13 protein-coding genes are annotated in these 15187 nt (G+C 33.4%); 6 read left to right on the forward strand and 7 right to left on the reverse strand.

Annotated elements, in window-relative coordinates; translation table 11 throughout:
* Positions 1-36: 36 nt before the first annotated feature.
* Positions 37-579: a DUF2911 domain-containing protein gene (locus SJY43_RS07285; RefSeq protein WP_396603174.1), complete on the reverse strand. Its 543-nt coding sequence runs from the start codon at positions 577-579 to the stop codon at positions 37-39.
* Between the two features lie 179 nt (positions 580-758).
* On the opposite strand from SJY43_RS07285, the gene SJY43_RS07290 reads away from it, so the two are divergent.
* On the forward strand, positions 759-1073 hold the full coding sequence (locus SJY43_RS07290) for a DUF202 domain-containing protein (RefSeq protein ID WP_396603175.1): 315 nt from the start codon (positions 759-761) through the stop codon (positions 1071-1073).
* Between the two features lie 13 nt (positions 1074-1086).
* On the opposite strand, the gene SJY43_RS07295 is transcribed toward SJY43_RS07290, so the two are convergent.
* The 6 genes from SJY43_RS07295 to SJY43_RS07320 form a co-directional block, all read right to left on the reverse strand.
* Positions 1087-1410: an HNH endonuclease gene (locus SJY43_RS07295; RefSeq protein ID WP_396603176.1), complete on the reverse strand. Its 324-nt coding sequence runs from the start codon at positions 1408-1410 to the stop codon at positions 1087-1089.
* A gap of 304 nt (positions 1411-1714) precedes the next feature.
* Positions 1715-1924, reverse strand: a complete 210-nt coding sequence (locus SJY43_RS07300) for a hypothetical protein (protein ID WP_396603177.1) — start codon at positions 1922-1924, stop codon at positions 1715-1717.
* A 199-nt stretch (positions 1925-2123) separates the two neighbouring features.
* Positions 2124-3389, reverse strand: coding sequence for a YCF48-related protein (locus SJY43_RS07305; protein WP_396603178.1), 1266 nt, complete (start codon positions 3387-3389; stop codon positions 2124-2126).
* Positions 3390-3406: 17 nt separating this feature from the next.
* Positions 3407-6745, reverse strand: a complete 3339-nt coding sequence (gatB/aspS, locus tag SJY43_RS07310; protein WP_396603179.1) for a bifunctional amidotransferase subunit GatB/aspartate--tRNA ligase AspS — start codon at positions 6743-6745, stop codon at positions 3407-3409.
* Entirely contained in the window at positions 6745-8145 is a 1401-nt protein-coding gene (locus SJY43_RS07315) for an amidase family protein (RefSeq protein ID WP_396603180.1), read from the reverse strand. The genes gatB/aspS and SJY43_RS07315 overlap by 1 nt, the downstream gene beginning before the upstream one ends.
* Positions 8146-8147: 2 nt before the next feature.
* On the reverse strand, positions 8148-8411 hold the full coding sequence (locus SJY43_RS07320; RefSeq protein WP_396603181.1) for a hypothetical protein: 264 nt from the start codon (positions 8409-8411) through the stop codon (positions 8148-8150).
* Between the two features lie 643 nt (positions 8412-9054).
* On the opposite strand from SJY43_RS07320, the gene gyrB reads away from it, so the two are divergent.
* The 5 genes from gyrB (at position 9055) to SJY43_RS07345 (ending at position 15038) form a co-directional block, all read left to right on the forward strand.
* The gene (gene gyrB, locus SJY43_RS07325) at positions 9055-11004 is read left to right on the forward strand and encodes a DNA topoisomerase (ATP-hydrolyzing) subunit B (protein WP_396603182.1); all 1950 of its coding nucleotides are present in this window, start codon (positions 9055-9057) and stop codon (positions 11002-11004) included.
* 164 nt (positions 11005-11168) lie between these two features.
* Positions 11169-12185 (forward strand): DUF6588 family protein, encoded by a 1017-nt coding sequence (locus SJY43_RS07330; protein ID WP_396603183.1) that lies wholly within the window; start codon positions 11169-11171, stop codon positions 12183-12185.
* 307 nt (positions 12186-12492) lie between these two features.
* Positions 12493-13419, forward strand: coding sequence for a malate dehydrogenase (locus SJY43_RS07335; protein WP_396603184.1), 927 nt, complete (start codon positions 12493-12495; stop codon positions 13417-13419).
* A gap of 80 nt (positions 13420-13499) precedes the next feature.
* Positions 13500-14387, forward strand: coding sequence for a SecDF P1 head subdomain-containing protein (locus SJY43_RS07340; RefSeq protein ID WP_396603185.1), 888 nt, complete (start codon positions 13500-13502; stop codon positions 14385-14387).
* Between the two features lie 39 nt (positions 14388-14426).
* A complete protein-coding gene (locus SJY43_RS07345; RefSeq protein ID WP_396603186.1) occupies positions 14427-15038 on the forward strand; it encodes a hypothetical protein in 612 nt (203 codons plus the stop codon).
* Positions 15039-15187 lie beyond the last annotated feature (149 nt).

Consider the following 15187-nt stretch of genomic DNA (forward strand, 5'->3'; position numbering starts at 1 on the left):
AATAAGCTATCGGAACTTTTTTTATGGAATTTATTTCTAGTTGGTAAACGGAACAGCTACTCTTGTAGTTCCCCACGCTAAGTACATATCTGCACCAGCATCTGTTTTCTTAAATGCAATAGAAAAATTTTCTAAGGCTGTATCTCCAGTTGTAACAGGCGCTTTTACTCTAAGCACATCATTAGCGGCTTTGTAAGAATACGCACCCCAAACATTTACATCTTTATTTAAAATAATAGTCCATTCTTTTTCTCCCGGAATAGTAAATAAAGAGTATGTACCTGCGGCAATACTTTTACCACCAATTTTCATTGGGTTGTAAATAGTAATATCAGCCGCTTCATTAGCACCAGTTCTCCAAACCTCGCCATTAGGAGCCAATTTACTTAATTCACGCCCTTTTAAAAATGGTCTGCTATAAACCACTTTTACAAATGCAGGCGCATTTCTGTCGGTTCTATAAACAGAAACATCTAATGGGCTTTTGTCTAATTTTGCAAATTTTTGGGCGTTACTGTTTATTGAAATTAACATAATAAACGCAAATACAATAGTCGATAATAAAGTGTTTTTTTTCATGATGAAGTTTTAAGTGTTTTTATAATGCTTTAAAATTAAACCAAAATGGTCTTAATGTTTTTATAAAAGTCGGTTGCTAATGTTAAAGTTTACAATTAACGGCGTGCATTTTCAAAATCATACCCTATAAAAACGCACATTGTTTTAAAAAATGTATTTTTATAATAAATTTAAAGAACATGAAACTTCTACGTTTTGGACGCGATTTTAAACCAGACCAGAAAGTAATTTTAAGAGATTATTTAGCCATAGAGCGTACCCGATTAGCAAACGAGCGTACCTTGTTGTCTTACATAAGGTCTTCGTTATATCTGCTTTTAGGTAGTTTTGCTTTTTTCCAGCTTAAAGAATTTCCAAATTTTAGATATCTAGCCTTTGTATCGTTAACATTCAGCGCCATCTTTTTTATAATAGGTGTTTTTAGATTTAGGTTACTTAAAAAAAGTTTGAAACGATTGTATTACATGTCTGAAACAACAGAAGAGAATAGCTAGGTTTTAAGGTTTTTTATTTTAGTTTAGGTGTATTTTCAATCGCTTCTTTTACTATTGAAGCAACAGTTTCTTTTGTAATTCCTTTATTTTTACAATATTTACTTTCAAGCCAAATTTCTAATAATTTAGCTCCTTTACTTGCATTACAAGACATACAACAAAGTGCAATATTATCAGCTCCATTAATTCTTATATCATTTACTATATGTTCCCAAGATTGCTTTGTTTTTCTTGAATTATCATTTTTAGTAAAAGTAACTCCACAATAAACACAGGCTTTATCTCTTGATAATACTAAATTTTCCACTTCAATTGGAATTCCCCATTTATTAGCCATATTAATTATTCATAAAGATTGCTTATTAAGTTCTTCCACTTCTCTGAATCAAATAATATTCTTCTGTTAGTCAAAACATTGGATATTCTTTGAGCTAAAAGTCTTCCGTAAACCATAAGTTCTTGGATGTTCATACTACTTTGAATATGCTGATTACATCTTGCAGAGTAAAGTCCAATATTTTCTATTGAACTACTTTTTTCAGGCATTTGATTTTGAGATAGTAAATGTCCCCATTCATATTTTATATAATCAATATTCCAATCTGAAGGTCTATTCCAGCAAAGAGGTAATTCAGTTCCTTCTACGTGAAAAAAGGTCTGTGTTCTTGAGCTTCAAAAAGTAGAATTACTATTTCTCTTAAAATTCCTCTTTTCTGTTGGTCAAATCTAACATTTGAAAAATCATTCCTAATATGATTAATAATTGATTTTACTAATCGGTCAGATTCTAAATCCGTTTCGTATGCTTTAGGATTCTTATTTATTATTCTTCTGTGTTCAATTAGTTTCATTTCTCAAATTATGCACAACTTGTTATATCATAACTTTTGTTACTGATATCCAGTAAATAAGTCAGGATATAGTAAGTGTTTTTTTATTGTTATCCCGTAAATATAATTAATTTTTCTTACAGAAAACAAAAGAGCCTAGTAGTTTTCTACTAGGCTCTTTTTTAGTGTTTGTGACTATAAATCTAGAACAATTATGTGTCTACAGCTTAACAAATTTCTTAGTAGTTCGCCCGGTGTTGCTATGAAAATCTAAAATGTAGTTTCCAGCAGCTAAGTCGTCAACCAAAAAGGCGTATGTTTTATTGCCTTTACTTTGTACAGAGTCTCTAGTGAGTTGTTTTATGAATTTACCATTAATGCTATATAATTCAATTAAAATATTGTCGCTAACATTATAATTTATGGTAAACTCTAATAATTTATCAACAGGGTTTTTAGAGAATGCTATGTCTAAATCTTTTCTGTAAATTTCAGAATTACCTGTGTTTAAAGTTTGTGATGTGTATTTGTAAATAGTAGCTCCAGCTGCATAAGCAAGCGAGTTATTCATTATAAAAATACGATTTAAGTTGCCACCAATACTTAAGTTACTCCAAGTTGCGCCACCATCGTTAGTTTCATAAAAGCCTGTGGTATGGCCACCCATCCAGCCTTTGGTTTCAGAAACAAACCCTACCGCTTCGATACCACTTTCTGGAGCATCATAAGCTGTCCAAGTCGCGCCACCATCTAAAGATTTTATTAATTTCCCTGGGTTAGGAGCTGAGGCGTAAATAGCGCCAAACATCACGTTTGGATTACCATCTAGTATTTGAAGTTTCCAAACATATTCTCCTGGAGTAGTAGCATTATAAATGGTAGACCAAGTTATACCACCATCAGTTGTTTTTAATACAACTGCGCCGGTATCATTTCTACCAGCAGCAAATCCGTTTAACTCATCTAAAAATTTAACTTCGACTAAGGCGTTTGCATAGGCAGACATATCGGTATGTGTCCACGTTACGCCACTATCCGTCGATTTTATAAGATGCGCCGGTTGAAAATAAGCGCCACAACCGTAAATTGTAGAACTGCCAATAGCATTAATCCCACAAATGGCATTCGGGTTTGGACTTATAGTAACTTCTGACCAAGTATCGCCACCATCGGTAGTTTTATAAAAAGCACCATTTAATGTGCCAATAAAACCAATGTTTTCGTTTAAAAATTCAACATTTCTAAAATAATAGTTATTACCTGGTAACTCAGAATGGTTTAATTGTTCGGTCCAATTTAGACCACCATCGGTTGTTTTAAGTATAGCGCCATGGTGTCCATTTGCTGCCCAACCTAAATTGTCGTTTAAAAAATACACATCGTCAAAACGTGTACCGTCAGTATTAGTTACAATGTTTGGCGCTTCTTGCCATGTTTGCGCAAACGAGCTAAAACCTATAAGTAATAAAAGGTAAGTGAATTTCATAACAATAAAATTACAACTTATTTTTTTAGAATTCTCACATTCATTTCTTCCACCTTTTTATCAGATAATTGCGAAGGCGCACCAAAAAGTAAATCTTCACTAGTTCCAGTTTTTGGGAATGCCATAACTTCTCTAATTGATGCTTTTTTCTCTAAAATCATCATTAATCTATCCACACCCCAGGCAATACCGCCGTGCGGTGGTGCACCGTAATGGAATGCTTTATACATAGTTCCAACACTCTTCATCATCTCTTCTTTGTTGTAGCCCATGTTTTTATAAGTAGCTTCTAATATCTCAGGTTTATGAGCACGAACAGATCCGCCTCCAATTTCGTAACCATTCAAGATTAAATCGTATTGCTGCGCAATAATACCTCCAATTTCATCTTCCTTGCCATTCATGTGTTTTTCAATGTCATAAATAGCTGGCATAGAGAATGGGTTGTGTGTAAACGTCCAACGGCCTTCATCTGTTTTTTCAAACATAGGGAAATCAACTACCCAAGCAGGTCTTAATTCCTTAGGGTTGATTAATCGCAGCATGCTTCCTAATTCTTGACGAACCGCATCTAAAGCTTTATTTGCTGTGTCATAATCGGCAGCAGAAAAGAATACAATATCTCCAACTTGAGCATTTGTAGTTTCAATAATGCTTGCAGCTATATCTTCACCTAAAAACTTAATAATTGGCGATTGTAAATCATTTTCATTAACGATGATATAGGCTAATCCGCCAAGACCATGACTTTGGGCTAAAGCCGTTAGTTTTTCAATTTGTCCTTTCGATATACGTTTGTTGCCTTGTTCTTCAGCAGAAACTTTAATACATTTTACAATGCCGCCTTCTTCAATAGGTTTACTAAATACTTGGAAGGTTGTGTCTTTTACAATCTCTGTAATGTCTTGAAGTTTTAAACCGAAACGTAAATCTGGACGATCACAGCCATAACTGTCCATGGCTTCTTTATAAGTAATAACTTCAAACGGACGTAAAATCCATTTCTTGCCATATATTTTTTCAACAATGCCATTAAACATGTTCGTGTTTAAATCGATTATTTGTTGCATACTAGCGTACGCCATTTCAATATCCAACTGTGTAAATTCTGGTTGTCTGTCTCCACGAGAATCTTCATCTCTAAAACAACGTGCTATTTGGAAATATTTCTCATAACCAGAAACCATCAACATTTGTTTGAATTGCTGTGGTGCTTGTGGCAATGTATAGAACGCCCCTGCTTGTTTACGTGTTGGCACTATAAATTCACGCGCACCCTCATCGGTTCCTGCACTTAAAATAGGTGTTTCAATTTCTAAAAAATCTTGATCGTCTAAAATATCACGCATCATTTTAATGACTTTGTGACGATTTACAATGGCTCTACGAACATCGTCATTTCTGTGATCTAAATATTTATATTGAAAACGTACCGCTTCATTTGTTTTAGTCGCTCTTTTTATTTCAAAAGGCAAGGTTTTAGAAAGGTTTAGGATTTCTAAGTCTTTGGCTTCTAATTCAATTTTACCGGTTCTTAAAGCAGCGTTATAATCATCTTCTTTACGTTGCACGATGGTTCCTGAAACCGTAATCACCGATTCAGGTTTTAATTTCACTAACTCATCTAAATTTGCAAACGATTCTCTACTTAAACGGACTTGGAACACTTGTGTGCTAGAATCACGTAAATCAATAAAGATTAACTCACCATGATCACGTACACTAGAAACCCATCCAGAAAGTGTTAAGTTTTCAGAAATGCTTTCATCTGAAATTTCAGAAATAACATGTGTTCTATACTCGTCTTTTATAACGATTGGAATTTCCGGAAGGACTTCCTCCTCTTTAACTTTATTGGCTGTTGGCTGTTGGTTGCTAGCCTTTGGTTTTCCGTCTTCGGTCTTTTGTCCTCCGTCAATTTTCCCAGCAAGAGCATCCAAAATCCCTTTACGAATTACTTTTCCTGAAGCGCCTTTACCAATAATTCCAATAACTTTCCCAACTAGAATCCCTGCTTTTCCTTGGTTTCCTGCTATAATGTCGTTTGCAACGGCCTCATTTTCTGCAATAACTTTTGCAATCGCATCTTTTATCTGAGATTCTGAAATCGTATTATCGTCAAAATACTGGTTATAATTAAAGTCTCTATCTTTTAAATATGCTGTAATAGCGTTTTGAACTAAAACAGACGTGATTTTTTCATCTTTAAAAAGTTGAAAAATTTCAATTAAATGTTCAATTCTATGAATATCACCATACTCATCTGCACCAATATTATTTACTAATGTTTTTGCAACAAATGAAGGGTCTTTTATAACATTGTTAATTGCAACAAATGTTTCAGAGCGTAATGAATCTGCTGTAAAGAACTTAGCATCTTGAGGTAAAACGCCACCTTTTATTAAAATAGATTCTACAGCAAAAGGTAGTGTGCTTAAATCGACATCAATAGATTCTACAACATCTTTAATGCTAACAAAAGGCAAATCTGGCTCAGAAATAAAACGGTAATCTGCTTCAAATTCCTTTTTACGCATCGTTTTAGTTTGCTTTAATTCAGCATCCCATAACACGGTAGTTTGGTCTGGTCTAAATTCCTTGTGCTCTAAAAAGTAGTTGAGTTGTTTTTCAACTTCTTCTTTTAAGGCGTCTACCATAAACTTAAACGAGTTCAAGTTTTTTATTTCGGTACGCGGATTTAATTCATAACTTCTTCTTTTGCGTAAAGACACCGAAACATCCGATTTGAATTCTCCTTTTTCAAGGTTAGCCTCAGAAATTCCTAAATTCTGAACAATACGTTGAATGTACTGCGCATAGGTTGAAACATCTTCGATATGACGAATACAAGGTTCGGTAACAATTTCAATTAAAGGCACACCTGCTTTGTTAAAATCGACTAACGATACTTTCTTTTCGTGCATCAATTTTGCGGCATCTTCCTCAATATGAACTTGCGTTAAATTTACAGTAAACTGCGAGCCATCATTACGGAAACAAGATACTTGTCCGTCTGGAATTACAGGGTTGTGAAACTGCGTAATTTGAATATTTTTTGGGTTATCTGGATATTCGTAATGTTTCCTGTCCCAAGAAATAACCTCGTTTTCGAACGTTGATTTTACTGCTTTTCCAAAGTAAATAGCCTTTGTGATAGCTTCTTTATTTATAGACGGTAAAACACCCATTTGTCCCGTACAAACCGAACAAATGTTTTGATTTGGTTGTTCTATTTCTTGATTTGCACAAGAACAGAATAATTTCGATTTAGTATTTAATCGAACGTGAGTTTCAATTCCGATTACTAACTCTAATTCGTGCTTTTTAAGTAAGTCGTTTAATTGATCTAAATCCATTATATCGTGTCTTTTAAGAAGTTAGCAAACTTCAAAACGAGTTCGTCATTATTTTTTGCAGCAGTAATTTGTAAACCTGTTGCTGTGCCTTGAGGTACCGTTAGTGTTGGTAATTGCCCTAAACTAAAACCAACAGTATACGCATCGCTTAAATACATAGCGTGCGGGTCTTTTAAACTTTCGCCAATTTTAGGCGGTGTGCTTGGCGTAACTGGTGATATGATAATATCTACTTCATTAAAATCTTTTTCGAAATTTTCAGAAATAGAATCTCTTAAGGCTAAACCTTTTAAATAGATTTCATCTGAAAACCCTTGAGACAATACTTGGTTTCCACCAACAATTCTGCGTTTTGTTTCTTCTGAAAAATTTTCGGAACGTGTAACCGCGTAGGAGTCTATTAAGTTACTGCCTTCAATACGATTGCCGTAATTGGTACCATCTAATCGAGACAAGTTTGAAGCTGTTTTGGCCATAGCCAATGTATAGTATGTTGATACTAAAGTTTCAGATTCAAAGAAATCTAAAGCTTTAACTTCTATGCCTTTTGCTTTTATTTTTTCGACTGCTGACAAGAAATCCGATTTTATTTTAGCATCAATCGCATCACTTTCAATAAAGTTTTTAAAATAACCAACTGTTTTGATGCTGTCTGAAGTTAAAATGCTATCCTTGTCTATTTCCGCGGAAGCGTAAGTGGTTTGATCTTTCGTATCTTTTCCACTCATTACATTCAGTACAATACGAATATCTTCAATGGATTTTGCAATGGGCCCAACACAATCTGTAGACGATGCGTAAGCCATTAATCCGTAACGCGAAATACGACCGTAAGAGGGTTTTAAACCATAAACATTATTGTATCCTGCAGGCTGACGCACAGAACCACCAGTATCACCACCAATAGAGAATACCGTATAATCTTTAGCAACATTTACAGCAGAACCACCACTTGAACCACCGCCAACTAATTCTGGGTTTATAGCATTTTTTACAGCGCCAAAAATGGTGTTTTCACTTGATGAACCATGGCCAAAACTATCGCAGTTTTCTTTAACTAACGGTATAGCGCCAGCATCCAATAATTTTTGAATGGCAGTTGCTGTATAAGCCGATTTGTAATTTTTAAGTAAATCTGAACTTGCCGTTGTGTAGGTGCCTTGAACCATATACACATCTTTAATACCGAAAGGAATACCTTCCAATAAACCTATAGTTTCTCCGTTTGCAATTTTAGCATCTACTTTAGCGGCCAAATCTAGGGCTAAAGTATCGAGTAAAGAGTTTACAGAATTATTTGTGTTTTGCTTTAAAAGGTCTAATTTTTCTTGAACCAGAGCGGTACAAGTTATTTCCTTGTTCATCAATTGCTGATGAATACTATGTATCTGAGAACTCATAATTATTCTTCTATAACTTTAGAAACTACTAAATAGCCGTTTTTTTCTTTCGGAAAATTTTCAATGATGATTTGCTTTTCAATTGCAGAACTGTCAATCACTACATCATCTCTCAAATCATTTAAAGACACCGCATTATTATGATTATTAAAAGAATCATTATTTGTATTGGCGTTTTTAATAACTTCAAATAATTTGTTCACAGCCTCACTAGGTTGTGCTCCTTTAATGCTCGACAATACGTCGACTGTCATAATTTTACTCATGTCTTTTAAATTTAAGTTGAGATACACTTTAAATGGTATCTATAAAAAAAGCCTTCCATATTTGGAAGGCTTATATATATTTAAACAATAACCTTCCGAACCCTATAAATTAGGATTATTGAAATTATTATTATTATTGTTATTATTTATCATTGCTGTTTTACTGAGTTCAAATATATATAGAATAAATAAACTAAGCACTATTTTTGGGGATATCCTAAGCTATATTGTCAAATTATTAATAATGCTAAATTAATTAGTAAGTTTCATAACCTAATTACTGGTATTGCTTGATTATTTTTAATTGTTTCTAAGAGATTTATCTGTTTAATGATCGATAATTTGGTTTTTTATTAGAAAAACAGCTAAAATTGGAGTTGTAAAAACAAGTTTTAAGGCCTTTTCTTCTTTTTATGATTTTAAAATGAAATTTAAAACCCTAAAATTAGTTTTAAAGTGCTTTTTAGTCGTTTTAAGCCGTTTTTGAGTAATTAACAAATGTTGATAATTATCTCAATGAGTCGATAAAAAGGTTTTTAAACGGTTCAATAATTCGTATATTTGTTTGTATTCAGAAGGATGCTATTTAGCGTCCTTTTTTGTGAAAAAGAATTAAACTTTTAATTAAGAAAAAATATAAAATATGAGCGAAGCTAAAGAAGAATTTAATAAGCATAATTATTCGGCTGATAGTATTCAGGCTTTAGAAGGTATGGAGCACGTGCGCATGCGTCCATCCATGTACATTGGTGATGTAGGAACACGTGGATTACACCATTTAGTATACGAAGTTGTAGATAACTCTATTGATGAGGCCTTAGCAGGACATTGTAATAATATTACAGTTATTATTAATGAAGATAATTCGATTACTACCGAAGATGATGGTCGTGGTATACCTGTAGGTTTACACAAAAAGGAAGGTGTTTCTGCACTTGAAGTTGTAATGACTAAAATTGGAGCAGGTGGTAAGTTCGATAAAGATTCCTATAAGGTTTCTGGTGGATTGCACGGTGTTGGTGTAAGTTGTGTAAACGCATTGTCTGAAAGTTTAAAAGCAACGGTTTATAGAGAAGGCGAAGTTTGGGAACAAGAATATGAGCGTGGTAAAGCATTGTATCCTGTTAAAAAAACCGGTTCGACAGAAAAAAGAGGAACTACGGTTACTTTTAAACCAGATCCAACAATTTTTACTCAAACACTTGAGTATAGTTACGATACTTTAGCTAGTCGTTTACGCGAGTTAGCGTATTTGAATAAAGGAATTACAGTTCATTTAATTGATAAAAGAACTAAAAAAGAAGATGGTGAATTTGAAGGTGAAACGTTTCACTCAGAAAATGGTTTATCTGAGTTTATTCAATATTTAGATGCAACTCGTGAACCTTTAATGAAAGATGTAATTTCTTTTGAAGGAGAAAAGAATGGTGTGCCGGTTGAGGTTGCCATGATTTATAATACATCTTACGCTGAGAACTTGCACTCTTATGTGAATAATATTAATACACATGAAGGCGGAACGCATTTATCTGGTTTCCGTCGTGGGTTAACACATACACTAAAGAAGTATGCCGATGAATCTGGTTTACTTGATAAATTGAAATTTGATATTGCAGGTGATGATTTCCGTGAGGGATTAACAGCTATTGTATCTGTAAAAGTTCAAGAGCCTCAGTTTGAAGGTCAAACAAAAACAAAATTAGGTAATAGAGAAGTTTCTGCTTCGGTGAGTCAAGCGGTTTCAGAAATGCTTTCTGATTATTTAGAAGAGCATCCAGACGATGCTAAGACTATTGTTCAAAAAGTAATACTTGCAGCACAAGCAAGACACGCAGCTCAAAAAGCTCGTGAAATGGTACAGCGTAAAACTGTAATGAGTATTGGTGGTTTGCCAGGAAAATTATCTGATTGTTCTGAGCAAGACCCTGCTAAATGTGAAGTGTTTCTTGTCGAGGGAGATTCGGCAGGTGGTACAGCCAAACAAGGGCGTGATAGAGCATTTCAAGCTATTTTACCACTACGTGGTAAGATTTTAAATGTTGAAAAAGCCATGACACATAAAGTTTTTGAAAACGAAGAGATTAAAAATATTTTTACTGCACTTGGTGTAACTATAGGTACTGAAGAAGATAGTAAAGCATTAAACCTTTCTAAATTAAGATATCATAAAGTAGTTATTATGTGTGATGCCGATATTGATGGTAGTCACATTGCAACGCTAATTTTAACGTTCTTCTTTAGATACATGAAGGAGTTAATTGAAAACGGTCATATATATATTGCAACACCACCATTGTATTTAGTAAAACGTGGTGCTAAAAAGCAATACGCTTGGTCTGATGCCGAGCGTGATGAGATTATGAATGAATTTGGCGATGGATCTAAAATACAACGTTATAAAGGTCTTGGAGAAATGAATGCGGAACAACTTTGGGATACTACTATGAATCCTGAATTTAGAACCATGCGTTTAGTTCAAATAGATAATGGTACAGAAGCCGATAGAATTTTCTCTATGTTAATGGGTGATGAGGTACCACCTCGTAGAGAGTTTATAGAAAAGAATGCTATTTATGCAAATATTGACGCGTAAACTATAGCTTTTAAGTAGTATTTAATAGCTCTAACATGTATTTGTTGGGGCTATTTTTTTTGCCATAGCTAAAATAAAAAATCGTTAAAAAGCATTTTTTTTCGACAAAGAGTTATTTTTTGTAATTTTTTTACTATGTTTGTAAAACCAAACCAATACAACCAATGAAAAAAATAACCTTATTTATGTTGCTTTGTTTAGTAACAATAACCACAAAAGCCCAAAGTGATATTGATGCACTTCTTGCCGCTGGAGTAGATGACGCTGAGCGTTTTGCTAATGATTATTTAGCGCCAGGAACGAATGGTTTAATGCATAGTATGAATGCCAACTGGTTTAATACAGCTGATGCTAAACCTTTAGGAGGTTTTGAAATTTCCGTTATAGTTAATGCTGCTTCAGTTAAAGATGAGAGCAAAATGTTTGATTTGAATGTGGCTGATTATAGCAATATTTCATTTTCAGATAGCTCTACTTCAAAATCAGTTGCAACAGTATTAGGAGAAAATGACCCAGCAGTTTTTGTTGAAGTTGAATATGAAGATCCAATTTTTGGAAATCAAACAGAATCAATAGAATTGCCAACAGGAATTGGTGATGGGAGCGCTAATTTATTGCCAACAGCATTTATACAAGGTGCTTTAGGATTAAGTAAAGGTATAGAGGTTAAAGCCCGTTTTGTACCAAAAATTGAAACCGATGATGTGTCACTAAGCATGTACGGTGCAGGTTTACAAGTTGAGTTTACAAAGTGGTTGCCTGCAGATAAACTTTTGCCGGTAGCAATTTCTGGTCTTGTTGCTTATACACACATAGATGGCTCTTATGATTTAACAGAATCTTCTGGGATTTCCGGAGAAAATCAACGAATTGAAAATAAAACAAGCACATTGTTATTGCAACTAATAGCATCTACTAAATTACCAGTAATTAATTTTTATGGTGGTTTAGGATATATTAAAGGAACTTCAGAATCAGATTTGTTAGGGACTTATCGTGTAACTAACGGCGTGTTAACATCAGAGCCAATTGTTGATCCGTTTTCAATTTCAAGTGAAGTAGCTTCTGTAAGAGGCACTATAGGTACAAAATTAAAGTTAGGTTTTTTCAGACTTAACGCAGAATATCATTTATCAGAATTTGATGCCTTTTCAATAGGTGTTAATTTCGGTTTCAGATAATTAGATATATAAAATATTATTATTTAGTTTTAGTTAGTTATTTTTAATTTTTGTTTTAAAAGCACAAGATTTTATCTTGTGCTTTTTTCGTTTAAAGTATTTTAATTTGTAATTTAGCGGAGTTAATTCAATAGATTTCTTGAACACATCCTGTGGAGATTTTCGTTGAAATTATTATTCCTAAGAAGGTAGGGATTTTAATGAAGAATCCTGAATAAATTAAAAGGAAGCACATGATGTAATTATTTTAATTATAAATGATTAATCTTAGAGTAAAACAGATCAAAAACTAAAAAAATATAATATTATGAAAGTTACCGTAGTTGGAGCAGGAGCAGTAGGTGCAAGTTGTGCTGAATATATTGCAATCAAAAATTTTGCATCAGAAGTTGTATTGTTGGATATCAAAGAAGGTTATGCTGAAGGTAAAGCCATGGATTTAATGCAATGTGCATCATTAAATGGTTTTGATACCAAAATAACTGGTGTAACTAACGATTACAGCAAAACAGCAAATAGTGATATTTGTGTAATTACTTCTGGTATTCCTCGTAAACCAGGAATGACACGTGAAGAATTAATCGGTATTAATGCAGGTATTGTAAAAGCAGTATCAACAAGTTTACTTGAGCATTCTCCAAACATGGTTTTAATTGTTGTAAGTAACCCAATGGATACTATGACGTATTTAGCGCATAAATGTTTAGATATGCCTAAAAATAGAATTATTGGAATGGGTGGTGCATTAGATTCTGCTCGTTTTAAATACAGATTAGCTGAAGCTATGGAAGCGCCAATTAGCGATATTGACGGTATGGTAATAGGTGGTCATAGCGATAAAGGTATGGTGCCATTAACAAGTCATGCAACAAGAAATAGTATTAGAGTTTCTGAGTTTTTAAGCGAAGCACGATTAGAGCAAGTAGCTGCCGATACTAAAGTAGGTGGAGCAACACTTACAGGCTTATTAGGAACTTCTGCTTGGTATGCTCCTGGAGCTGCAGTAAGTGGTTTAGTTCAAGCTATTGCTTGTGACCAAAAGAAAATGTTCCCATGTTCAACGTATTTAGAAGGTGAATATGGTTTAAATGATATCTGTATTGGTGTTCCTGTAATTTTAGGAAAAAACGGAATTGAAAGTATAGTTGATATCCCTTTAAGTGATGCTGAAAAGGCACATATGCAAGCAAGTGCAGAAGGTGTTAGTAAGACTAACGGATTATTAGAGTTGTAATACCAACTTCTTTTTAAATATATTTGGGCTATCATTTTTTATGATAGCCTTTTTTTATGCCTATGAAAAAAATATTTTTTTTGATTTTTATCTTAGTATTAACATCATGCATTTTTTTTAAAGAAAAGCAAGAATATACATTTGAATATGAGTTTGAAAATGAGATAACACAAAGTGAAATAAAACAAACTATAAATGTTGTAAACAAAAGGTTAGACCGATTTGGAATTGAGCATGATATTAAAAAGGAAGGGCGGAATACCTTAAGTCTTAAGTTAAGAGCTTATAAAATTGACACTACGCGTGTAAATAATTTAATTGTTAATCAAGGGAAATTAGAGTTTTGGGAATTATACAATGGCGATGAATTTGATTATAATGAAGGTGCGTTATTCGATATAAAAGAAACTGAAACTGAAAACAACTTTGATGTTACGTTTGATCATGATATCATTTTCTCAAAATATAAAGGTGCACCAGAGATACTTAAGGCTCATGTTAAAGATACTTCTGTAATTAATATGTTTTTGAATAAAGAAAATTTCACCAATACATTAGCTAAAGAAAACAGACATGTAAAATTTCTTTGGGGCGTTCCAGAACAAGACTATTTACCTTTGTATGCAGCCAAACCAAATGCAAAAAACAAAGCATCTTTAACAGGAAAGGTTATAACTAATGCAATTCAAAGTTTTGGTTATACAAACAGACCAGAAATATCAATTGAAATGAATGAAGAAGGTGCGTTAATTTGGGAACGTATAACGGGAGATGCTTTTGCAAATAACACAAAAATAGCTATTGTTTTAAATGATGTTGTGTATTCTGCGCCGGGTGTTACTTCAGGTCCAATTGCAAGAGGTAGATCACAAATTAGTGGCAATTTCACAATACAACAAGCTCAAGACCTAGCAATTATTTTGTCTTCGAGTGGTAGCGTGCCTAAGTTGAGGTTGGTTAATAAATAGAATGTCTCAAAATCATAATAATTTCTTTATATTTGGCGCATGATTGCAAGATGGTGCATTAGTGTATTAATTTTTAGCCTTACCTTATTTGGTGTTGTATCGCAACAGCAAATAACTGTGCCTAATCAAGAAATTGTACTACAGTTTCAAGATGTAGATTTAACATCTATACAAGCTGAAAATACAGTAGCTAATGTTAAGCAGCAATTACAAGATGTAGGTGCTAAAAACATTCATGTACTTTCTCAAGGCAATGGTAAGTTGAAAATCACTTATTATAGTGCTGCTGATATCACTAGCATTAAGGAAACACTTGCTAAAGAAAATAGTTTAGAGCTTCAGCTTACAGACCAAAACAAAGAATCATCTAACTTTCCTTTTGAAGATAATAACATAAGTTATAACCTTGATGTATACGAAATTCAAAAAGGACAGCCATCTGGTTGGGATTTTGATGGCGCAATAAGCTTAGACATTGAACCAAAAAGTGATCGTTTTTTAGATCCTAATAACCTTTCTATTCAAAATATAAGTTATCATCATCAAGATAACTTGATACAATTAGCTTATAAGATTTGTAGAGCTATTACAATTCAAATAAGTGAGCCTTTACACACTATTCCTGAAGTTAGAGCTGGGCCAATTGCTTAATTAGGTTTGTTAACTTTTCTTTTTAAGCTTATTTGAAGGCTTTAAAAAGATTGGTTTTCATGATGCTCCTAAACTTTCACAGTTCAAATTTAGATTTCATAGTTCATGAATCTATAAAAATCACATTCAAAAATAAAAAATTGTCAAAT

Origin of the sequence: Algibacter sp. R77976, assembly GCF_044594645.1 — a bacterium.
GTDB lineage: Bacteria > Bacteroidota > Bacteroidia > Flavobacteriales > Flavobacteriaceae > Algibacter_B.